We start from the raw sequence: 19,513 nt of genomic DNA on the forward strand, positions 1-19,513 counted from the left end.
GGCACGCAACGCAGCACCGCACGAGGAGCCGTACCGCCATGGCCGAGCCCGCAGACCACGCCGACCGCTCAGGTCACGCAGACCGCGCGGGTCGCACCGACCACGCCGACCACCCCGCGTACCCCGTAGGCCTGCGCCTGCACGGCCGCCGCGTCGTGGTCGTCGGCGGCGGCCAGGTCGCCCAGCGCAGGCTGCCGCAGCTCATCGCCACCGGTGCCGTCATCACCCTGATCTCCCCCTCCGCGACGCCCTCCGTCGAGGCCATGGCGGACGCCGGGGAGATCCGCTGGGAGCGCCGCCGCTACCAGGACGGCGACCTCGCCGACACCTGGTACGCCCTGATCGCCTCCTCCGACACCTCGGCCAACGACGCCGCTTCCGCCGAGGCCGAGCGCACCCGCACCTGGTGCGTCCGGTCCGACGACGCCGAGGCCGCCACCGCCTGGACCCCGGCCACCGGCCGCAGCGAGAACGTGACCGTCGCCGTCCTCACCACCACCTCCCAGGGCCGCGACCCCCGGCACTCCGCCGCCATCCGCGACGCCATCGTCGAAGGCCTGCGCGACGGCACCCTCGCCGCCCCGCACCACCGCACCCGTACCCCCGGCGTCGCCCTCGTCGGCGGCGGCCCCGGCGACCCGGACCTGATCACCGTGCGCGGCCGCCGCCTCCTCGCCGAGGCCGACGTGGTCATCGCCGACCGCCTCGGCCCCCGCGACCTGCTCGACGAACTCCCGCCGCACGTCGAGGTGATAGACGCCGCGAAGATCCCGTACGGGCGGTTCATGGCCCAGGAGGCGATCAACCAGGCGCTCATCGAGCACGCCAAGGCGGGCAAGTCCGTGGTCCGGCTCAAGGGCGGCGACCCGTTCGTCTTCGGCCGGGGCATGGAGGAGGCCCAGGCGCTGGCCGCCGAGGGCATCCCCTGCACGGTCGTCCCCGGTATCTCCAGCACCATCTCCGTGCCCGGAGCGGCCGGCATCCCGGTCACCCACCGCGGGGTGGCCCATGAGTTCACCGTGGTCAGCGGCCATGTCGCCCCCGAGGACCCGCGCTCGCTGGTCGACTGGGAGGCCATCGCCCGGCTGCGCGGCACCCTCGTCCTGCTGATGGCCGTCGACAAGATCGGCGCCATCGCCGCCGCCCTGATCGCCCACGGCAAGGACCCCGCCACTCCGGTCGCCCTCGTCCAGGAGGGCACCACCGCCGCCCAGCGCCGGGTCGACGCGACCCTCGCGGACGTCGGCGAGCGCGCGGCCGCCGAAGAGGTGCGCCCGCCCGCGGTGATCGTGATCGGCGAGGTCGTCGCGGTCGGCCCGGACTCCGCGCCGAGGACCGCCCCGGATCAGGCCGAGTGACCGCGGTGGAGTAACCCGCGGTTACGTATCTCGATCCCAGGCGTTGGCACCACACACCGGACAAGGCAGTATCACCCTGTGGCAGACATCATCACCGTCGACGACCCCGACGACCCGCGGCTGAGCGACTACATCGGTCTGACCGACGTCGAGCTGCGACGACGACGGGAACCCGCCGAGGGCCTCTTCATCGCCGAGGGCGAGAAGGTGATCCGACGCGCCCGGCAGACCGGGTACGAGATGCGGTCCATGCTGCTCTCCGCCAAGTGGGTCGACGTCATGCGCGACGTCATCGACGAGGTCCCGGCCCCGGTGTACGCCGTCGCCCCCGAGCTCGCCGAACGCGTCACCGGCTACCACGTCCACCGCGGAGCGCTCGCCTCCATGCAGCGCAAGCCGCTGCCGGCCGCCGACGAACTGCTCGCCACCGCACGCCGGGTGGTGGTCATGGAGTCGGTGAACGACCACACCAACATCGGCGCCATCTTCCGCAGCGCGGCCGCGCTCGGCATGGACGCCGTCCTGCTCTCCCCGGACTGCGCCGACCCGCTCTACCGGCGCTCGGTCAAGGTCTCCATGGGCGCGGTCTTCTCCGTTCCCTACGCCCGGCTCGAGGCCTGGCCGAAGTCACTGGAAACGGTACGGGAGGCCGGTTTCCGGCTCCTCGCCCTCACCCCGGACGCCAAGGCCACCAGCATCGACGAGGCGGCCCCGCACCGGTTGGAGCGGGTGGCGCTGATGCTCGGCGCGGAGGGCGACGGGCTGTCCACACGAGCGCTGATGGCCGCCGACGAATGGGTCCGCATCCCGATGGCGCACGGCGTCGACTCACTGAACGTGGGCGCGGCGGCGGCGGTCGCCTTCTACGCGGTGGCCACGGGCCGCCCGGAGAACTGAGCACGAACAGCCCCTGCCCACCCTGCCCGGAGGCCCGGCGTCAGAACGACCACGTCGCCCTCTGCGCCGGCCGCTGAGCCTGCGCGACCTGCAGAGCGGCCGCTAAGCCTGCGCGTCCCGCGAGGCCGGTGCGGTCCGAACGTCCTGAACGCCTTGCGCGTCCTGAACGCCTGGCACGGTCTCCGCGGCCCGCACTTCCTCCACGCCCTGCGTGACCAGTGCCCGCGGCGCCCGCTCCCGCTGCTCGCTCCCGCCCAGACCTCGCGCCGGCCCCTGGCAGCCCTGCGCCGCCGCGATGCCCAGCGCCACCAGCAGCGTCACCACGACGAACACCACCAGCCGCTGCCGCAGCAGCCGCGGATTGGCCGGACGCCGTCCCGCCGATGTCGTGCGACCCCCGGAACGGGTCCCGGGCCGCCCGTTCGTCCCGGCCGGAGCCCCCTGCCGCTTCCCGGCCTTCCCACCCGAACGCGTCGTGTTGCGCGACGCCTGCTGCGGGCGCGAGCCACCGGTGCGCGGCGGCCCCGAACGCGCGGGCGCGCCGCGCCTGCCCGGCTGGGGGCGGGAGGCGGACGGGCCTTCCGCGCGGCGGGTGTGCTGCTCGGCGTAGGGATCGGCCATCCGCCCGGTCGGCCGGTCGGCGTCCTGGGCGGAGCGCTGGACGGGCGGCCGGCTCTCGTGCAGGCCCTGCGCCTCGCGCGCCGCGATCTCCTTGAGCCGCATGGACAGTTGCAGCGTGCTGGGCCGCTCCTCCGGATCCTTCGCCAGACAGGCGCTGATCAGCGGGGCCAACGCGTCGTGCACTCCGCGAAGCTGTGCCTCCTCGTGCACGACGCGGTACAGCATCACCTCGGAACTGCCGTGCCCGAAGGGGGAGTCGGCCATCGCCGCGTACGCCAGTGTCGCGCCGAGCGAGAAGACGTCCGTCGCGGGCGTCACGGCCGCGCCCCGCACCTGCTCGGGCGCGAGGAAGCCGGGCGACCCCACCGCCGTGCCGACATGGGTGAGCGTGCTCGCCCCGGTCGCCCAGGCGATACCGAAGTCGATGATGCGGGGGCCCTTGGGGGAGAGGAGGATGTTCGACGGCTTCAGATCCCGGTGGACCACCCCCGCCTCGTGCACCGCCACCAGACCCTCGGAGAGCGCCGCCCCGATCGAGGCGACCTCGGCGGCGGCCAGGGGGCCCTCCTCGGCGACCTTGTCGTGCAGCGAGGGGCCGGGCACGTACTGCGTCGCGAACCACGGACGGTCCGCCTCCAGATCGGCGGCCACCAGCCGGGCCGTGCAGCCGCCGCGGATCCGCCGGGCCGCCGACACCTCGCGCGCGAACCGCGAACGGAACTCCTGATCCTCCGCGAGGTCGGGCCGGATCACCTTGAGCGCGACGCGCTGGCCGCGCCGGTCGGAGCCGAGGTAGACGACGCCCATGCCGCCCGCGCCGAGCCGCCGGTGCAGCCGGAACGAGCCGACGAGACGCGGGTCCTCGCGCCGGAGCCGCATCATCGCCATCGTCTGCCCATCCCCGCTGCCTGGTCCGCCTGACGAGGCACAGCTTACGTACCCCGCGCCCGGCGCGCTCAGAGGCCGCGCCCTCGCCGGAGATTCGATTGTCCGTGCCGTACGGGAGAGGTGAAGAGGGGTCAGGACGCGGCGGATCCGGGCCCCTCGGCCGACCCGCCTGCTCAAGGGGCAGTCGGGCAGGGGGGATTGGATCGGTGCGGGAACGCCGGGACGCGGTCGTCACGCAGGCCGCGACCGCCGCCCCGGCGTACGGGGTGGTGGTGTCCCGGGCGACCCCCGCGCCCCGGCGGGCGCCCGCCGGGGCGCGGAGGCGTGAGTGAAGTCACCCGGCGGGCGCTGTCGCGAGGCCGGCGGACGGGAAGGGACTGGATCAGGACAGGCGGCGGGCAGTCATCCGGCCAGGTCCCGATGTCCCCTCCGGGATGACCCCAACCTGCGGTGGTCCGTCTCCACCCAGGGGAGTACGCCGATCGACGACGGCTCATCCTCCGGGAGGCCCGGGATTCGGTACGCGGGCATGACGCCCTGTTGCCGCCGCTTACCTAATGTTGAGATCAAGCGGCGGGCGCAGCACTCGTCCCCCGAGGTCACACGCCCGCCGCCCCTCATCAGGTCAGGAGAGGAACCATGTCGGACACGGCGACGCGGACGATGGTCCGTATGCAGGGACGCAAGGCGTACGCCGCGTTCGGCGGCCGCTCGTCCGGCACCCGTCACCCCTTGGTGGCGACGGCGATGGTCCTTCCCCTGGCGGCCCTGCTCGTGGTCGTCTTCGGCGGCTGGGAGGCGGTGGTCACACAGGCGTCGTCCGTGGCGGTGATGCTGGGGCGCTGAGCGGCGCCCGGGGTCCGGAAGAGCGGTCCGGACCCGCACATCCGGCCAACAGCCCCGTGGGGACGGGGGTGCGGCGGACGGCAGCGTTTGTCCGGTCAGCTGGGGAGCTGACCGGGCATCGCGCTTTCCGGACCCCTGCACTTCGCCCACCAGGCCACGCACAGCCCCGCCCCGGGCTTTCGGGCCCGGCCCGGGCCCGGTTCCGGGCGAGGGCCAGGCCCGACCCAGGCCCGCTTCCGGCCTGGCCCTCGCCCTGGCCCCGGTTCCGACTTGGCCCCGGCCCCGACCCGGCCCTGGCTCTGACCCACCACCGCTCCGGACCCGGCCCCGACACCAGCCGCACGGGCCGCACGGGCCCCGGCCGGGCCGGCCGCCCCGGCTGCCGCGTTACGCTCACGGCGGGACCGGTGCCACGGCCGGGCCGACCGCCGCCAGGGGAGCCGTTGACCGCCACGCAGACCTCAGTCGTCCATGACCTGGGCGCCCTCGCGCACCGCCTCTCCCACTCGGCCGGGACGCGTTGCGTGTGCGAGCCGCCGCAGGTTCTCGCGGACCGGCCCGACGGCACCGTGGTCCGCAGCGGCGCGATCGTCGCGAAGGCCCATGCCGCCGACACCGACCGGGAGGCGCTGGCGGCCCGGATCGCCCTGGCCGCCGCCCCGCAGCTGACCGGAATCCTGCTGGCGCCGCTCACCGCCCCCGAGCACCCGGAGCCCTCCGGCACCTCCCGACGGCCAGGGCTCCCCGAGCCGCCCGCACCCGCCCCTCGCCCGGTCACGGTCTGGCCGTTCGGCGCGCCCGTCGACCCCACCGACCCCGAAGCGGCGCCCTGGGCCGAGGCCGCCGTGCTGCTCGCCCGGCTCCACCGGACGCAGCCCCCGTTCCGGCTCCCGCCGATGCGCGGGCCGGCCAAGGCGGCGCGGGCCGTCGCCCGGATGCGTGCCGCCCGCCCCGGTGATCCGGCCGTCCTGCCCGTGCTGGCCTGCTGGCGCGCCCTGCCCGCCTGGGCCCGGGGCGAGGGGCCGCCGCCCGCACCGAGGGCCGGCCACCTGTGCCACGGGGACCTGCACCTCGGCCAGCTCGTCCGCCATCCCGCGCCGGACGGGCCCTGGCTGCTCATCGATGTGGACGACGCGGGGGCGGGCGATCCGGCGTGGGACCTCGCCCGGCCCGCCGCCTGGTACGCGGCCGGACTTCTGGACCCCGAGGACTGGTCCGCCTTCCTGGACGCCTATCGCTCCGCCGGCGGACCCGCGGTCCCCGCCGACGGGGACCCCTGGCGTGAACTGGACGTACCGGCCCGCGCGCTGACGGTGCAGACGGCGGCGCTCGCCCTGGCCAAGTGCGCCGCGGAGAAGCGCGATCCGGACGAACCCGAGCAGTTGATGATCGAATCCTGTGCCCGAATCGCTACGTTGCCGCCCGAGTTGACCACCGACCACGCGTCGTAGGGTGAACGGACCGTGGCCGGGCAGACATTCCGGCGACGGCACAACGAGGGCGAGGAGCCGAGTCGATGATGCAGTGTCCGAAGTGTCACGCGCAGATGAACACGTACAACCGCAACGGCGTCCAGATCGAGCAGTGCAGCGGCTGCCGGGGGATATTCCTCGACTACGGCGAGCTGGAGTCGCTGACCCGCCTGGAGTCCCAGTGGTCCCAGCAGGCTCCGCCCGCGCCCCCCGCCCCCGGCGGCTACCCGGCCCCTCCCGCCCCGCAGGCGTACCCGGCCGCTCCCGCCTCCCACGCCCCCGCCTGGGGTGCGCCGCAGCACGGCGGGCACTACGGCCACCGCCGCCAGAAGGGCTTCGGCCGGATGCTCTTCTCGTCCTGATCGTTCCTGATCACTCCCGGTCCGTCCGCTCCGCGATCCGGCAGCCGCCGGGCCTCCTGCCGCGGAGCGCACGGGCCGGGCGAGCGGCGCGGACCGTACGACGACGAAAGAACCCCCGGTCGTGGAGACGACCGGGGGTTCTCGGTGGTGCGCGATACTGGGATTGAACCAGTGACCTCTTCCGTGTCAGGGAAGCGCTCTCCCGCTGAGCTAATCGCGCAGGGCGAACCTGCGTGTACTGCGTGCGCGATACTGGGATTGAACCAGTGACCTCTTCCGTGTCAGGGAAGCGCTCTCCCGCTGAGCTAATCGCGCGGGGATCCTTGCGGACCGATGATCCTTGCGGATCAGTGGACGATACTGGGATTGAACCAGTGACCTCTTCCGTGTCAGGGAAGCGCTCTCCCGCTGAGCTAATCGTCCTTGGAGGTGGAGACGGGATTTGAACCCGTGTAGACGGCTTTGCAGGCCGTTGCCTCGCCTCTCGGCCACTCCACCAGGGATGGGGGCTCGGGAAGAATCCCCCACCTTCTGCGAGCGGACGACCAGGTTCGAACTGGCGACCTCAACCTTGGCAAGGTTGCGCTCTACCAACTGAGCTACGTCCGCTTGTCTTTCCCGTTCCGCTTGCGCGTCCCGGCGACGTGTTGAACTCTAGCGGATTCCTGGGCCAGTACAAAAACGCGTTTGTGCAGCGTGCTGCGGCGACCCCGGCCCGCTCCTCGCCCCGACGCAGGTCACCGCGCACGGTCCTAGACTCATTCGCGTGTCCGATCTCGCCCCCATGGCCCGCTTCGACGGCCTCATAGCCTCCGGTCTGCAGGATGTGACCCACGATCCCGCGGCACTCGACTCGTCCGGTTTCTGGGCGGTATCCGCCGACTTCGAAGGCCGCATCGTCTGCGCCCGCTTCTCCGACGTGCACAAGGAAGCGGTGCCCCCTCCCGTGCCAGGAGCCTGGCGTGGTCCCGCCGCCGGGGACTGGACCTCCTCACTGGACCGTGACGCCTATACGGCGGGCGTACGGCGGATCCGTGAACACATCGCGGCGGGCGACGTCTACCAGGCCAACCTCTGCCGGGTGCTGTCCGCGCCGTTCCCCGGCGACGGGTCCGGGGCCGACGTCGACGCCCTGACCTCCCTGCTCGCCCGCGGCAACCCCGCCCCCTACGCGGGAACGATCCGGCTGCCCGGCCACGGTGTGGAGATCGCCACCGCCTCCCCGGAGCTCTTCCTCCGGCGCGACGGGCGGATCGTGGAGTCCGGGCCGATCAAGGGCACCGGCCGGACCGAGGACGATCTGCTGGAGAAGGACCACGCCGAGAACGTGATGATCGTGGACCTCGTCCGCAACGACCTGGGCCGGGTCTGTGCCACCGGAAGCGTCGGCGTGCCCGATCTCTGCGTGGTGGAGAAGCACCCCGGTCTCGTCCACCTCGTCTCCACCGTCCGGGGCAGGCTGGCCGACGGCGCGAGCTGGCCCGAGCTGTTCGCGGCGGCCTTCCCGCCCGGTTCGGTCACCGGCGCGCCGAAGTCCAGCGCGCTGCGGATCATCGCCGAGCTGGAGACGGCCCCGCGTGGACCGTACTGCGGTGCGGTCGGCTGGGTCGACGCCGACCGGGGCACGGCCTCGCTCGCGGTGGGCATACGGACGTTCTGGATCGACCGGGCCGGGCCCGCGCCGCTGCTGCGTTTCGGGACCGGCGCCGGGATCACCTGGGGATCCGATCCCGAGCGCGAATGGGACGAGACCGAACTCAAGGCCTCCCGGCTGCTCGCTGTAGCGTCGGGTGCGCATCTGGAGACAGGAAGGACCGCATGATGAGGATCTGGGTCAACGGCGGACTGCGGGACGCCGACGACGCCCGGCTTTCGGTGCTCGACCACGGGCTGACCGTGGGCGACGGCATCTTCGAGACGGTGCGTACGAGCGAGGGGCGTCCCTTCGCCCTGACCCGGCACCTCGACCGCCTCACCCGGTCCGCCCGGGGCCTCGGCCTGCCCGAACCGGACCACGACGAGGTCCGGCACGCCGTCGCCGCGGTCGTCGAGGCCAACCCCGTCGCCCTGGGACGCCTGCGGATCACCTACACCGGTGGGCTCTCCCCGCTCGGCTCGGACCGGGGCGACCACGGGACGAGCCTCGTCGTCGCCCTCGACGGGGTGAACCGCCGCCCGGACAGCACCGCGGTGATCACCGTCCCCTGGACGCGCAACGAACGCGGCGCGCTCGCGGGCCTGAAGACCACCTCGTACGCCGAGAACGTCGTCGCCCTGGCCCGGGCGCGGGAACGGGGCGCGTCCGAGGCACTGTTCCCCAACACCGTCGGCCGCCTCTGCGAAGGCACCGGCTCCAATGTGTTCGTCGTCCTGGGCGGCCGTATCCACACCCCGCCGGTGGCCTCGGGCTGTCTCGCCGGGATCACCCGCGCACTGGCCGTGGAGTGGACCGGGGCCGAGGAGACCGACCTGCCGATGGACGTGCTCGCCGAGGCCGACGAGGTGTTCCTGACCTCGACGCTCCGCGACATCCAGGCGGTGTACCGGGTCGACGACCGTGAGCTCACCCCGGAGACCGGACCGGTGACGGCGAAGGCCATGCGGATCTTCGCCGAGCGGGCCGGCGACGACCTCGACCCGTAACAGGCCCGAGACCGAACCACTCGGAGACCCGGCGGCCCCTCGGAGGCCCGGAAAAGCGCGTGACGGGGTGTCGTGCAGGGGATACAAACCTTTGATGACCACGACACTCCGGCCGTCCGGGCCGCTTCAGCAAGGCGCCGACGGGGCGCGGGCCCGCCAGTACGACGTGTGCGACAACGGGCGGCCGGTCGGCACCGTCGCTATCAGCACCGACGACGCGTTCGGCGCGACCGCCGGGGTGCTGGGCCCCCTCAGCGTGGAGGAGCCCCGGCGCAGACGCGGCCGGGGCACCATCGCCGCGCTCGCCGCCGAGGAGGTGCTGCGCGGGTGGGGCTGCACCCGCGTCCGGGTGGAGGTCCCCGCCGGCAACGACCCCGCCCGCCGCCTCGCGGCCGCCCTCGGCTACACCGAACGCAGCCGCAACATGGTCAAGGCCCTCGGCCCGGAGACCGCACCGCTCCCCGGTGGCCTCACCTCGCGCGCGATGAGCGAGGAGGAGTTCGCCGCCTGGCGGCAGGAGGCGCTGCTGGCGTACGCGCAGGACTGGATCGACCGCGGCGTGGAGCCCGAGCAGGCCCGGCGCAAGTCCGAGGCCGACCACGCGGCCCATCTGCCGGACGGGCTGGCGACCGAGGGCGTGCGCTTCGACGTGCTGGTGCACGCGGGGGAGGTCGTCGGCCATGTGTGGGTGGCGCTGCGGGAGCTGCCGCCGGGCGGCCCTGCCGGATTCGTCTTCGACGTCGAGGTCCGCGAGGAACACCGGGGCCGGGGGTACGGCCGGGCCCTGATGCTGCTCGCCGAGGACATCACCCGCGCCTGCGGCGCGGACCGGCTCGGCCTGCACGTCTTCGCCTCCAACACCCCGGCCCTGCGGCTGTACGAGTCGCTGGGCTATACGACGACGCGGTACAACCTGGCCAAGGCGCTGTAGCGGCTTCCCGGTCCGCCTGCGCCCGGCCGTTCCCGCCTGCGCCCGGCCGGGTCCCGGTCAGCCCTGCGCGGCCAGGGTCCGGTCGACGATCTCCTCGATCCGCTCGCGCAGCCCGTCCTGGCTCTTGCCGCCGTCCAGCCGCTGGTCGCCGATCACATAGGTGGGGGTGCCGGTGACGCCGATCGCCTTGGCCTCCGCGTGGTCGGCGTCGACGATCAGCAGATGCCGGCCGTCGATCAGTGCGGTGTCGAACTCCTCGGCGTCCAGGCCCAGTTCGCGTGCCACGTCCAGGAGCAGCGGCTCGCCCGCGCGGCCGAGGTCGGCGGTGCGGGCGAGGAGTGCCTCGACGTACGGCCAGCCCTTGCCCTGGTCCGTGGCCTCCTCGGCGGCCTGGGCGGCGGCGTAGGCGTGCTTGTGCTTCTCCAGCGGGAAGTGCCGCAGCCGGATCTCGACACGGTCCCCGTACCGGGCGCGCAGGGCGTGCACATCGTCGAGGGCGCGGTGGCAGTCGGGGCATTCGAGATCGCACCAGAGGTCGAGGACGACCGGTGCCGCAGGGGTGGAATCGCTCATGTGCTCAGTCTTCCAGGCCGGGCGGGCGCGTCCCAACCGGGACCGGCACACCCCCCTGGGGAGGAGCCCGGCCCTGAAATGTCCCTGAAGTGAGCCGCCGCCGTGGCCCCGGCGGCGGTCGTCGGTGCAGGATGGAAGGGACGTATCCCCTGCGCCTGGAGGCCCTGATGCTTGCCGAGACCATCTGTTCCGCGGTGTCGGCGGCCGGCCTGGGCATCGCCGCGGTGACCGCGTACCGCAAGCGGTTCCTCACGGCGACGCGGATCGCCGCCTACTCCCTCGTCCCGATCGGGCTCGTGCTGACCGGGGTCGTCGAGTGGGTCGCCGGGATCGCCTTCAAGCCGAGCGTCTGGCTCGGATTCGGGGTGCTGGGCCTCTCCTGGCTGCTGTTCATGACCACCCGCGCCATCGAGCGCCGCAGCGGCACCACCCGCGCGGAACGCAAGGCCGCGCGGGCCGCCGAGCGCAACGAGGCGGTCGCACCGGCGGCCTCCGCTCCCTCGCTCGGCGCCGGCGCCGGCGCCACGGCCGGACCGGCCGCCGCGAAGTCGCAGCCGCAGCCCAGGGCGAAGAAGAAGCAGGAGGCCGCCGCGCCCGGCGACGACTTCAGCGACATCGAGGCGATCCTCAAGAAGCACGGCATCTGAGAGAAGCGCGGCGTCCGGCTCCGGGTTCTCGCCCGGGCCGCCGGTCCGAATGTCTGACGGCGACCCGTACGCCGGAGCGATTATTGATGGCCACGGGACGGTGAACTCCCGGGGGAATGACCCTGGTTGATCGCCAACCCGGTCGCGGGTGCGTCATGATCACTTTGAGATGGTGGACACTTCCCGGGGCGAAGCCCCCGCACCCCCCGCCGAAGAGCCCCGCGGCTGTCTCTTCGCGCTCTCCCAGCCGCCCCTGATGATCTTCCTGACGGTGATCGGGGTGCTGCTGCTGATGGCCGCCCTGCACGATCTCTTCGTGCTGTGACGGGCCGCGCCACCGTGCGGGGCGGCGCGGGCGTCAGCCCGCGGCTTCCTTGCGCCGGGCCCGGTACGCCGCGACATGGAGCCGGTTTCCGCACGTACGGCTGGAGCAGTAGCGGCGGGAGCGGTTGCGCGACAGGTCGACGAACGCGTGCCCGCAGTCCGGCGCCTCGCAGCGCCGCAGCCGTTCCTGCTCGCCCGCCACGATGATGAAGGCCAGCGCCATGCCGCAGTCGGCCGCGAGGTGGTCGGCGATCGAGGCGTCCGGGGCGAAGTAGTGCACATGCCAGTCGTAGCCGTCGTGGTCGGTGAGCTGCGGGGTGGTCCCGGCCGCGGCGACGAGCCGGTTGACCAGGTCGGCGGCGGTGCGGGGGTCGGGCGATGCGAAGACCTCGGCGAAACGGGCCCGTACGTCGCGCACCGCGGCCAGGTCCTTCTCGCCGAGCGTGCCGACCCCGCTGATGAGATGCCGCTCCGCGAAGGCGTACAGCGCGGCGACATCGGCGAGACCGTCCACGGGTCCGTCCGCGGGGTCGTCCGGCGGCGGCTCGCTCTCCGGTGCGGTGTTCACCAGATCGACCACCGTGTCGAGGGCGATCCGGGTGTCGTGAGGGATCAGCACGCTTCGCTCCCTGGCCTCCGGCGGGCGGGCGCCTGCCGATGGCGGCTGACTCTACTGGCTCGATCGGCCGGATCCGGGCCCGGTGCGAGGCCTGTGCCGGCCCGCAGGAGGGCGGAATCAACCCTTCCGGCCGGTGCGGGGTTCTCCGGGCGCGCAGCGGCGCCGTCGTCGCGGTGGATTCCGCGACGACGGCGCCGGTGTCTGCCCTATGCGGTTGTCGGCACGACGCCGTCTCCCCGAGTCGACGGCGTCGAGCGGCTCTCTGCCTGGCTCAGCTCTCGGCCAGGATGTGGGAGAGCTCCGTGTCGAGATCGAAGTGACGATGCTCGGTGCCGGGCGGAACCGCGGCGTCGGTCCTCTTCAGGAACGACTCCAGGGCCCGCGCCGGAGCTTCGAGCAGGGCTTCCCCCTCTGGGGAGCTCAGGGCGATGCATACGACGCCTTGACCGTGACTACGAGATGGCCAGACGCGGACGTCTCCGGTGCCGGTGGGCCGATGCAGCCCCTCGGCAAGGAGGTCGCGGGCGAATACCCATTCGACCGTCTCCTCCGCTCCGGTGTGGAAGGTGGCGTGCACGGCATAGGGATCGGCCGTGTCATACCGCAGGCCCGCGGGTACAGGCAGTGAGGACTCGCTCGACACAACGAGGCGCAGGTGCAGCTCGCAGCTGACCGTGGTGTTCATAAGCGCCAGGGCCTTTCGCTCAGTGTGCGCTCGGGGATTCGCACGTCGGCGAAATCGACATGCCACCTACGGTGGCGTTGTAAACCCCTCTGACCCATTTGTGATGCTTCGGGTCCCTCGCTCAGCGGCGTGTAACTTTGAGTTATGCGTCCATTCCAGTGACGAGGACGGGTCAGGTAAGTTGAGCTTCATGAACGCGGAGAGTGACGAGCGGAGCAAGGTCGCCGAACAGGCGGACGCGGCATCCGGCACGGGGGAATCGGACCGGGCGGAACGTGAGCTGGGCTCGCGGGCGCCGGGTTTCATCAAGGCATCCAGAGCGCTCCACCTCAGCTGGCAGGTCGGCGTCTTCGTCGTCGGCCTCGGCGTCGTGATCGCGGGCGTGCTCATGCTGGTGCTGCCCGGCCCCGGCTGGCTGGTGATCTTCGGCGGCATGGCGATCTGGGCGACCGAGTTCGTCTGGGCCCAGCTGGTGCTGCGCTGGACCAAACGCAAGGTCACCGAGGCGGCGCAGCGGGCCCTCGATCCCAAGGTCCGGCGACGCAACATCATCCTCACCACGGTGGGGCTCGTGATCATGGCGGTGCTGGTCGGCATCTACGTCTGGAAGTTCGGGCTCACCTTGCCGTGGAAGATCAGCGAGTAGCCCGGGGACGGTCCAGGAGCACCGCTGACATGGGGTAATGTTTGCGGTGCGCCCGGGCGATTAGCTCAGTGGGAGAGCGCTTCGTTCACACCGAAGAGGTCACTGGTTCGAACCCAGTATCGCCCACCCGGACAGAGGGCCCGGGAGACGGAATCCGTCTCCCGGGCCCTCTGCGTTGCCCGCTCCCGCCGGTCCGGGAGCCGCCGCGAACAGCGCGCCCCCGGACCGGCACGGCTCAGCGCATCCGCCCCAGTGCGTCCTTCAGTCGGCGGGCGTCGCGCAGCCGCTGCTCGTACGTCGCGCCCACCACCAGCAACAGCAGCCCGGCCAGGGCCGGCGGCAGCCAGCGGGGGAGCGCGCCGGCCACCTGCACCACGTACGGCGCCAGCTCGTGCAGCCCGTCCAGCGCCAGCACCGCCCCGCCGAGCATCAGGAGTGCCTGGAGGCGGTGGCGCGCGCCCAGCAGCGTGACCACCAGCGCCGCCACGCCGAGCAGCAGCGGCCGGAGCCAGTCCGTGTCGGTCCAGGCGACCGCCAGGCTCGGCAGCAGCGTCGCCGCGAGCCCCGGTCCGTACGCCGTCCACGAGGAGGCCTCCGGGTCCCTGCGCCGCCGCAGCAACCCGACCACCAGCGCGGGCACGGTCACCGGCAGCGTGTACGCCTCCGGGAACGACACCTCCGAGGCGGCCAGCCGCACCCAGGTGGCCAGCACGAACAGCGCCGCCGCCAGACAGCCCGCCACCGGCCGCCGCTCGGGCCGTACCGCCGCGCCCGCCGCCAGCACCCCGCACAGCGCCAGCACCAGGGCCAGGAACGGCGCGTCCGGCACCGCGAGCCCCACGGCGACCAGCGCACCGAGCGCGCCCGTCAGCTCCACCGGCAACGCCACCGGGTTCCGCCGCAGCCGTGCCCCGAGCAGCACGGTCAGCGCGGGCACCACGAGCACCAGCGGTGCGGTCTCGTGCGGGGCGAGCCCCAGGGACCGGCCCGCGAACCCCGTCAGCACGGTCGCCCCGACCGTCGAGGCCACCGCGAACACCGCACGCGGCACCTCGGACCCCGCCCGGACCGCCGCCCCGGCGAACAGCGCCGCCAGCGCGCCGACCACCGCGTAGGACGCACCCTCGGACGCCAGCGACAGCACCCCGACGCTCGCCGCCCCGGCCACCGCCCCCACCAGCGCGGTCACCGGCACCGCCGACGCGCCCCGGCCGCTGCCGACGCCCCGGACCGCCAGCGCGAGCAGCCCGGCCACCAGGACCGTCTCCCCGGCCAGCGCGAGCGCGTAGGGCACGTTCAGCACGGCCCCGGCCAGCAGCAGGGCTCCCCAGCCGAGAGCCACCGCCCCCGCACCGGCGGCCCCACGCAGCGCCGCCCCGGAGGGCCTGCGCACCCCGGCCCCGGAGCCGGCACCTGCGCCGGCCCCGGACCAGCCGGGCCAGCCGGGCCAGGGCGCCGCCGCCCCGGGCCCCGGCGCACCCGCACTCGCCGCCCCAGCGCCGGGCGTCCCGGCATCCGGCGTCCGAGCCCCCGCCGCCCCCGGCTCACCCAGCGGCGCCGCGATCCGGGCCGGCGACGGCCACCACCGGTACGCCGCCCCCAGCAGCCCGGCCACCAGGGCGAGCACCACCGGGGCGCCGACAGCTCCGGCCACCGCAGCGTCGACCCCAGCGCGGACCGGAAGTCCTCCGGCGAGCCCGCCCACACGTCCGGCAGCAGCGTCACCGGGCCCAGCAGCACCGCCGCGACCGGCGGCAGCGCCCACACCAGGGCCCCGGCCTGCACCGCCCCCGACGCCACCAGCACCCCGCGCGTCGCGTTCCCCGGCAGCCGTGAACGTACGACCGCCGTCAGCGCGAGGCCGCACAGCAGGTACACGAGCACCTGCCAGCCGTCCGGCACCGCATGCGCCGGTACGCCACCCACCGCGGCCACCGCCGCGAGCCCGGCCACCACGCCGCCCGTGCGAGCGAAGCCCTTCGGTGCTCGCCAGGCCCCGGCCAGCGCCGCCGCCGCTGCCGTCAGCAGCAGCGCGCCCGGAGCCACCGCGCCGAGCGGCCCGGAGGCCGTCGTGGACAGCGTCAGGCCCACCAGCAGAGCGGAGAAGCCCATCACCGATCCGCCGACGCAGGCCGTGATCCGCACCCCGGCGCCCTTGCCCAGCAGTGCGATCGTCCCGTCCAGCACCGCCGTGGCCAGCAGCGCCCACCCGACCACCAGCGCCGGAGCACCGGCGGCCCACGCCCAGAACAGCAGTGGCCACTGGGCCAGCAGCACGGCCGCCGGCAGCGGCAGACGCAGCTTGCCCAGCGCCAGCCCGTACGCCGTCCACAGCGCCGCGAGCACCGCCGAGGCGACGGCCGTGAAACCGAGCCCGTCCGTGTCCGGCGCGGCCACCGTGTGGAACGCGTAGACGTCCAGCAGCGTCAGCACCAGGGCCAGGGCAGCCAGAGCCTCGGCGGTGGCGGCCAGATTCCGCCGCAGCAGCACCGCCGGGGCGGCCAGCGCCCCCAGGGTCACCGCGGCCAGCACGGCCGACCGGCCGCCGATCCCCATCGAGCCCCAGCTCACCAACGTGAACGCGACGGCCGCCACTGTCAGCAGCAGACCGCCCAGGGTCAGCAGGACGTTCTGGGCGCTGCGCGGCGCGGACGGCCGCTTCGGCGGCACGTAGCCCCACGGCTGGGCCGGAGCGCCCGGCCCGCCGCCGGGAGGCGCGCCCCAGGCCGACGGGTTCCAGCCCGGTGCGGCCGTCGGCGCGGGCGGCCGCAGCGCCGCGAGCAGCCAGGCGCGCCGGGTCAGCAGCTGGGCCCGGCGGGCGTCCAGCTCGGCCAGTTCTCGGTCGAGGCGGGCCAGTTCCTCGGCGGGCGGGGGCACATGTTCCATGTACGGGAGTGTGACCCCGGCCGCCCGGCCCGTACATGCGCTCGGATACTCACTTCCCGGCCGGGACGCTCTGAGCAGAGCCCCGCCGGAAGCGGTTTGAACGAAGCCCGCGGAGCCCTGTATGGTTCAACCCGTTCCCGGGCGATTAGCTCAGTGGGAGAGCGCTTCGTTCACACCGAAGAGGTCACTGGTTCGAACCCAGTATCGCCCACCGGGGAAAGCCGGTCCGCACGCATCACGCGGACCGGCTTTCGCATGTCCGGGCCTCGAACCCCTCACGCCGCCGCGGGCAGTTCCGGGCGCAGCGGCCAGGACGGGTCCACCGCCTCCGGTGTCCCGCTCTTGGCGAACCACGCCTCCAGGCCACGCGCCTGGGCCGCGTGCCAGGTCGCCTGGAGGGTGTGCAGCTCGGACGGCGACAGCCGCTCCATCCGGGCCGAGAAACGCCGGCACACCGCCCGCACCAGCTCCAGCGACGCGGTCGCGTCGGCCGCCGCGTCATGGGCCCCGTCGAGCACCACCTCGTACCGTGCGCACAGATCCGTGAGCGTACGGCGGCCCTTGCGGTAGCGGTCCAGGTGTTTGTCCAGCACCCTCGGGTCCACCACCCGCATCGGCACGCCGTCGAGATACCCGGCCAGCGACGACGCCCGGTGCCGCCTCAGCTCCCGGTCCAGCAGCGTCAGATCGAAGGGAGCGTTCATCACGACCAGCGGCCGGCCCGTCGCACAGCTCTCCGCCAGCGAACGGGCTATCTCGTCCATCACCGGCGCGGGCCAACGCCCGTTGCGCTGAAGGTGATCGTCCGTCAGCCCGTGGATCTCGGTCGCCCCGGGCGGGACCGGAATCCCCGGATTGACCAGCCAGCGGGTGACGCGGACGCGACCGCCCGCGGTGTCCTGCGCGACGAGAGCGGCCGAAACGATCCGGTCCTGCTCGACGTCCACGCCTGTCGTCTCCGTGTCAAAAGCGGCCAGTGGCCCCTCGAACCAGTGCATCATCCCCGAACTCCTCGCACCTGCGCGGCAGATGGAGTGATTCCCCTGCCCGATATCGGTGATACCCGGGCTGTTTGCCTGATACGCCGTTTGCGGGCGGTCCGATGCGGTGACAACACAGTTGAGACGTACGGAAGTTATCTCCGGCGTCCGTCGATCCGCCCAGCCCACGACACCCGCCGGCAGGCCACCTGCCATCGATCGGCACGCCCGGAAGGCACACGGAGCCATGGCGCTCGCGCAGCCCGACCCCGGAGGAACCGCCCGCGCCGAGGCCTTCGGGCCCCGGCTGCCGCAGCAGCCCGACGCGCCGCTGCGCGGCTCCCTCGCCACCACCGCCTGCATGGAGACCCTTCAGGTGGGCTATCTGCACGCCGTCGCGGCGGCGGCCGGATGTTCGCTGTCCCAGCCCTTCCCCGACAACGGCATCGACTGGCACGTCAGCCACGGCGCCCCGGCCCACACCGTCGACGACGAAGTGACCATCAAGGTGCAGCTCAAGTGCACCTACCAGATACCACCGCACCCGGCGGGCGGGGCGTTCTCCTTCACGCTCGACAACGCCCACCTCGTGAAGCTCGCCCGCAGCCCCGTGTCGGTGCACAAGATCCTGGTCGTGATGATCGTGCCGCGCAGCCAGGACGACTGGCTGCGCGCCGGGCCCGGCGGCCTCGACCTGCGCCACTGCTGCTACTGGACCAACCTGGCCGGCCACGCGGTGACGGGCCGGTACCGGACCACTGTGCGCATCCCGACCTCGCGGATCTTCGACGACCGCGCACTCTGCGACATCATGGCCCGGGTCGGGGCCGGAGGGAGACCCTGATGCACCGGTCGATGGACGAGTCCACGGGCGGGGCGGGACTGCCCGCCGCCCGCTCGCACCCCACCGCCCGCACCGGCCCGCCGCCGGTCTCCGGGGCGGAGCTGCCCGATCCCGCCGTCCTCGGGGCGCTCCTGCGCCGGCACGGCTGGCAGCGGCGCGGGGGAGCGCCGGGCCGCTACGGCCGGTGGACCCCGCCCGGGTCCGCCGCCGGGGCGACGAGCCTGCTGGTGCCCGAGAGCGCGGCCTTCCCCGACAGCGGGGAGCTGATCGAGGAGGCCCTGCTCGCCCTCGGCCGCAGCGCCGACCCCTCCGCCCGCGACGTCCTGGTCTCCCTCACCGTGCCCAGCGACGAGATCCGCTGGTGGCGCGAGGTCCCCGAGTCGGTGGCGGCGGCCGCGGGCGCCTCGGGCTGGACCGAGGCGGAGGAGCTGCGCTCGGCCGCCCGGCAGGTCCTCATGGCCGGTGCGCTGGCGGCCCGCGGCCGGGCCGGGTACCACGGGGCCCGGCACCGCAGGAAGGCGCGGGCCGCCCTGGACGACGCCCTGATCGGGCCCGGAGCCGACGGCCGGACCCTCACCGCGTACGTCCCCGTCGCCTCCGGCCGCGCCGTCGCCGTCCGGCTCTGCCACGCCCTGCACGCCACCCGGGAGGCGGTGGACTACCAGCGGGCCACCGGCGGCATGGAGGCCTTCGACAGCGCGGTCGAGGCGGGCGTCGGCCGGGAGCTGACCGAGGCGCTGATCGCCCTGGTGCGCGGCACCGAGGGGGCCGGGATCGACCTGCGGTGGGCACCCGCCGCGGGCACCCCGGACGGCTGCCCGGCCCGCCCCGCGCCCGTCGAGTTCTCCCCGGGCGACCTGCCCGCCCTGCGCGCCGCCGGAGCCCGCTACCTCCGCGACGAGCCCGCCGTACAGGTGCGGCTGACCGGCGCGGTGGTCCGGCTGCGCCGCTCCGGGCCGCGCGGCGCCGGGGTCGTACGGCTGCGGGTGCTGGCCGGGGCCGAGGTCGCGCACGTCCGCGTGGAGCTGGACGAGGAGGCGTACCGCATCGCGGGCCACGCCCACCTCGTGGGGCTGCCGCTGCGGGTGGAGGGGCGGCTGGAGAACCGGGGCGGCTTCCGGCGGCTCACCGGGGCCTCGCAGGTCGCGCCCGTCCAGGTCGACGAGGCGGAGCGGGACCGGCTGATGAAGGCGCTCCAGGAGAACGTGGACTTCTTCGAGGAGGCGTGCGCGGGGGAGGAGCCGTAGACCGTCTCGGAAGGCGTTCGCGTCGGGGGCGTACGGCTCGGTAC

General features: G+C 73.8%; 19 protein-coding genes, 7 tRNA genes and 1 pseudogene. 16 read left to right on the forward strand and 11 right to left on the reverse strand.

Going from position 1 to position 19,513, the window contains the following annotated elements; translation table 11 throughout:
• Positions 1–38 precede the first annotated feature (38 nt).
• Entirely contained in the window at positions 39–1,358 is a 1,320-nt protein-coding gene (gene cobA / locus AC0VY3_RS12885) for a uroporphyrinogen-III C-methyltransferase (protein WP_103507018.1), read from the forward strand.
• Between the two features lie 78 nt (positions 1,359–1,436).
• Positions 1,437–2,255 carry a TrmH family RNA methyltransferase gene (locus AC0VY3_RS12890; protein ID WP_086780114.1) on the forward strand — a complete coding sequence of 273 codons (819 nt, stop codon included), beginning with the start codon at positions 1,437–1,439 and terminating at the stop codon, positions 2,253–2,255.
• Positions 2,256–2,357: 102 nt separating this feature from the next.
• Here AC0VY3_RS12890 and AC0VY3_RS12895 read toward each other — a convergent pair whose 3' ends face one another.
• Positions 2,358–3,764 carry a serine/threonine-protein kinase gene (locus tag AC0VY3_RS12895; protein ID WP_475549639.1) on the reverse strand — a complete coding sequence of 469 codons (1,407 nt, stop codon included), beginning with the start codon at positions 3,762–3,764 and terminating at the stop codon, positions 2,358–2,360.
• A gap of 206 nt (positions 3,765–3,970) precedes the next feature.
• Between AC0VY3_RS12895 and AC0VY3_RS12900 the strand changes: the two genes are divergently transcribed.
• The 4 genes from AC0VY3_RS12900 to AC0VY3_RS12915 all read left to right on the forward strand — a co-directional run bounded on the left by AC0VY3_RS12900 (position 3,971) and on the right by AC0VY3_RS12915 (position 6,444).
• Entirely contained in the window at positions 3,971–4,096 is a 126-nt protein-coding gene (locus AC0VY3_RS12900; protein WP_475549640.1) for a hypothetical protein, read from the forward strand.
• Between the two features lie 307 nt (positions 4,097–4,403).
• Positions 4,404–4,610: a hypothetical protein gene (locus tag AC0VY3_RS12905; protein ID WP_103507020.1), complete on the forward strand. Its 207-nt coding sequence runs from the start codon at positions 4,404–4,406 to the stop codon at positions 4,608–4,610.
• Between the two features lie 443 nt (positions 4,611–5,053).
• Positions 5,054–6,061: a phosphotransferase family protein gene (locus tag AC0VY3_RS12910; protein WP_475549641.1), complete on the forward strand. Its 1,008-nt coding sequence runs from the start codon at positions 5,054–5,056 to the stop codon at positions 6,059–6,061.
• Between the two features lie 65 nt (positions 6,062–6,126).
• The gene (locus tag AC0VY3_RS12915) at positions 6,127–6,444 is read left to right on the forward strand and encodes a TFIIB-type zinc ribbon-containing protein (RefSeq protein ID WP_030085879.1); all 318 of its coding nucleotides are present in this window, start codon (positions 6,127–6,129) and stop codon (positions 6,442–6,444) included.
• 145 nt (positions 6,445–6,589) lie between these two features.
• On the opposite strand, the gene AC0VY3_RS12920 is transcribed toward AC0VY3_RS12915, so the two are convergent.
• The 5 genes from AC0VY3_RS12920 to AC0VY3_RS12940 all read right to left on the reverse strand — a co-directional run bounded on the left by AC0VY3_RS12920 (position 6,590) and on the right by AC0VY3_RS12940 (position 7,053).
• Positions 6,590–6,664: transfer RNA gene (locus AC0VY3_RS12920), tRNA-Val, on the reverse strand.
• 23 nt (positions 6,665–6,687) lie between these two features.
• Positions 6,688–6,759 (reverse strand) — tRNA-Val (locus AC0VY3_RS12925).
• A 36-nt stretch (positions 6,760–6,795) separates the two neighbouring features.
• Positions 6,796–6,867: transfer RNA gene (locus AC0VY3_RS12930), tRNA-Val, on the reverse strand.
• Between the two features lies 1 nt (position 6,868).
• Positions 6,869–6,942, reverse strand: a tRNA-Cys gene (locus AC0VY3_RS12935).
• 38 nt (positions 6,943–6,980) lie between these two features.
• A tRNA-Gly gene (locus AC0VY3_RS12940) sits at positions 6,981–7,053 on the reverse strand.
• A gap of 175 nt (positions 7,054–7,228) precedes the next feature.
• Here AC0VY3_RS12940 and AC0VY3_RS12945 point away from each other — a divergent pair.
• The 3 genes from AC0VY3_RS12945 to AC0VY3_RS12955 all read left to right on the forward strand — a co-directional run bounded on the left by AC0VY3_RS12945 (position 7,229) and on the right by AC0VY3_RS12955 (position 10,018).
• Positions 7,229–8,266, forward strand: coding sequence for a chorismate-binding protein (locus AC0VY3_RS12945; protein ID WP_475551665.1), 1,038 nt, complete (start codon positions 7,229–7,231; stop codon positions 8,264–8,266).
• Entirely contained in the window at positions 8,266–9,087 is an 822-nt protein-coding gene (locus tag AC0VY3_RS12950; protein WP_475551666.1) for an aminotransferase class IV, read from the forward strand. The genes AC0VY3_RS12945 and AC0VY3_RS12950 overlap by 1 nt, the downstream gene beginning before the upstream one ends.
• 94 nt (positions 9,088–9,181) lie before the next feature.
• On the forward strand, positions 9,182–10,018 hold the full coding sequence (locus AC0VY3_RS12955; protein WP_242737992.1) for a GNAT family N-acetyltransferase: 837 nt from the start codon (positions 9,182–9,184) through the stop codon (positions 10,016–10,018).
• A 57-nt stretch (positions 10,019–10,075) separates the two neighbouring features.
• Here AC0VY3_RS12955 and AC0VY3_RS12960 read toward each other — a convergent pair whose 3' ends face one another.
• Positions 10,076–10,591, reverse strand: coding sequence for a DsbA family protein (locus AC0VY3_RS12960; RefSeq protein ID WP_475549642.1), 516 nt, complete (start codon positions 10,589–10,591; stop codon positions 10,076–10,078).
• Positions 10,592–10,758: 167 nt separating this feature from the next.
• Here AC0VY3_RS12960 and AC0VY3_RS12965 point away from each other — a divergent pair, with 167 nt between their 5' ends.
• Both AC0VY3_RS12965 and AC0VY3_RS12970 read left to right on the forward strand, forming a co-directional pair.
• Positions 10,759–11,238, forward strand: coding sequence for a hypothetical protein (locus AC0VY3_RS12965; RefSeq protein ID WP_242737994.1), 480 nt, complete (start codon positions 10,759–10,761; stop codon positions 11,236–11,238).
• Positions 11,239–11,407: 169 nt separating this feature from the next.
• On the forward strand, positions 11,408–11,563 hold the full coding sequence (locus AC0VY3_RS12970) for a hypothetical protein (RefSeq protein WP_170994538.1): 156 nt from the start codon (positions 11,408–11,410) through the stop codon (positions 11,561–11,563).
• A gap of 33 nt (positions 11,564–11,596) precedes the next feature.
• Here the strand turns inward: AC0VY3_RS12970 and AC0VY3_RS12975 are convergent, their stop codons facing one another.
• Together AC0VY3_RS12975 and AC0VY3_RS12980 are read right to left on the reverse strand one after the other, a co-directional pair.
• Positions 11,597–12,181, reverse strand: coding sequence for a CGNR zinc finger domain-containing protein (locus AC0VY3_RS12975; RefSeq protein ID WP_242737996.1), 585 nt, complete (start codon positions 12,179–12,181; stop codon positions 11,597–11,599).
• Between the two features lie 271 nt (positions 12,182–12,452).
• A complete protein-coding gene (locus tag AC0VY3_RS12980) occupies positions 12,453–12,866 on the reverse strand; it encodes an SsgA family sporulation/cell division regulator (RefSeq protein ID WP_003959770.1) in 414 nt (137 codons plus the stop codon).
• A 190-nt stretch (positions 12,867–13,056) separates the two neighbouring features.
• On the opposite strand from AC0VY3_RS12980, the gene AC0VY3_RS12985 reads away from it, so the two are divergent.
• Positions 13,057–13,512 carry a TIGR02611 family protein gene (locus AC0VY3_RS12985; protein ID WP_475549643.1) on the forward strand — a complete coding sequence of 152 codons (456 nt, stop codon included), beginning with the start codon at positions 13,057–13,059 and terminating at the stop codon, positions 13,510–13,512.
• A gap of 54 nt (positions 13,513–13,566) precedes the next feature.
• Positions 13,567–13,638 (forward strand) — tRNA-Val (locus AC0VY3_RS12990).
• A 109-nt stretch (positions 13,639–13,747) separates the two neighbouring features.
• Here AC0VY3_RS12990 and AC0VY3_RS12995 read toward each other — a convergent pair.
• Positions 13,748–16,398: pseudogene (locus AC0VY3_RS12995) on the reverse strand (SCO7613 C-terminal domain-containing membrane protein).
• Positions 16,399–16,537: 139 nt separating this feature from the next.
• Here AC0VY3_RS12995 and AC0VY3_RS13000 point away from each other — a divergent pair.
• Positions 16,538–16,609 (forward strand) — tRNA-Val (locus AC0VY3_RS13000).
• A gap of 64 nt (positions 16,610–16,673) precedes the next feature.
• On the opposite strand, the gene AC0VY3_RS13005 is transcribed toward AC0VY3_RS13000, so the two are convergent.
• Positions 16,674–17,399: a 3'-5' exonuclease gene (locus AC0VY3_RS13005; RefSeq protein ID WP_242737060.1), complete on the reverse strand. Its 726-nt coding sequence runs from the start codon at positions 17,397–17,399 to the stop codon at positions 16,674–16,676.
• A 226-nt stretch (positions 17,400–17,625) separates the two neighbouring features.
• Here AC0VY3_RS13005 and AC0VY3_RS13010 point away from each other — a divergent pair, with 226 nt between their 5' ends.
• Both AC0VY3_RS13010 and AC0VY3_RS13015 read left to right on the forward strand, forming a co-directional pair.
• Entirely contained in the window at positions 17,626–18,222 is a 597-nt protein-coding gene (locus tag AC0VY3_RS13010; RefSeq protein WP_181010963.1) for a DUF4365 domain-containing protein, read from the forward strand.
• Complete coding sequence (locus AC0VY3_RS13015; RefSeq protein WP_475549644.1) at positions 18,222–19,469, forward strand: hypothetical protein; 1,248 nt, start codon at positions 18,222–18,224, stop codon at positions 19,467–19,469. Before AC0VY3_RS13010 ends, AC0VY3_RS13015 begins: the two co-directional genes overlap by 1 nt.
• Positions 19,470–19,513 lie beyond the last annotated feature (44 nt).

The organism is Streptomyces sp. iso_384, from assembly GCF_056172905.1.

Bases quoted from the DNA above. Each gene is read 5' to 3' on its own strand.
- cobA (WP_103507018.1), top strand. From the start codon at position 39: ATGGCCGAGCCCGCAGACCACGCCGACCGCTCAGGTCACGCAGACCGC.
- AC0VY3_RS12895 (WP_475549639.1), bottom strand. From the start codon at position 3,764: ATGGCGATGATGCGGCTCCGGCGCGAGGACCCGCGTCTCGTCGGCTCG.
- AC0VY3_RS12905 (WP_103507020.1), top strand. From the start codon at position 4,404: ATGTCGGACACGGCGACGCGGACGATGGTCCGTATGCAGGGACGCAAG.
- AC0VY3_RS12915 (WP_030085879.1), top strand. From the start codon at position 6,127: ATGATGCAGTGTCCGAAGTGTCACGCGCAGATGAACACGTACAACCGC.
- AC0VY3_RS12945 (WP_475551665.1), top strand. From the start codon at position 7,229: ATGGCCCGCTTCGACGGCCTCATAGCCTCCGGTCTGCAGGATGTGACC.
- AC0VY3_RS12950 (WP_475551666.1), top strand. From the start codon at position 8,266: ATGAGGATCTGGGTCAACGGCGGACTGCGGGACGCCGACGACGCCCGG.
- AC0VY3_RS12955 (WP_242737992.1), top strand. From the start codon at position 9,182: ATGACCACGACACTCCGGCCGTCCGGGCCGCTTCAGCAAGGCGCCGAC.
- AC0VY3_RS12960 (WP_475549642.1), bottom strand. From the start codon at position 10,591: ATGAGCGATTCCACCCCTGCGGCACCGGTCGTCCTCGACCTCTGGTGC.
- AC0VY3_RS12965 (WP_242737994.1), top strand. From the start codon at position 10,759: ATGCTTGCCGAGACCATCTGTTCCGCGGTGTCGGCGGCCGGCCTGGGC.
- AC0VY3_RS12970 (WP_170994538.1), top strand. From the start codon at position 11,408: ATGGTGGACACTTCCCGGGGCGAAGCCCCCGCACCCCCCGCCGAAGAG.
- AC0VY3_RS12980 (WP_003959770.1), bottom strand. From the start codon at position 12,866: ATGAACACCACGGTCAGCTGCGAGCTGCACCTGCGCCTCGTTGTGTCG.
- AC0VY3_RS12985 (WP_475549643.1), top strand. From the start codon at position 13,057: ATGAACGCGGAGAGTGACGAGCGGAGCAAGGTCGCCGAACAGGCGGAC.
- AC0VY3_RS13005 (WP_242737060.1), bottom strand. From the start codon at position 17,399: ATGATGCACTGGTTCGAGGGGCCACTGGCCGCTTTTGACACGGAGACG.
- AC0VY3_RS13010 (WP_181010963.1), top strand. From the start codon at position 17,626: ATGGCGCTCGCGCAGCCCGACCCCGGAGGAACCGCCCGCGCCGAGGCC.
- AC0VY3_RS13015 (WP_475549644.1), top strand. From the start codon at position 18,222: ATGCACCGGTCGATGGACGAGTCCACGGGCGGGGCGGGACTGCCCGCC.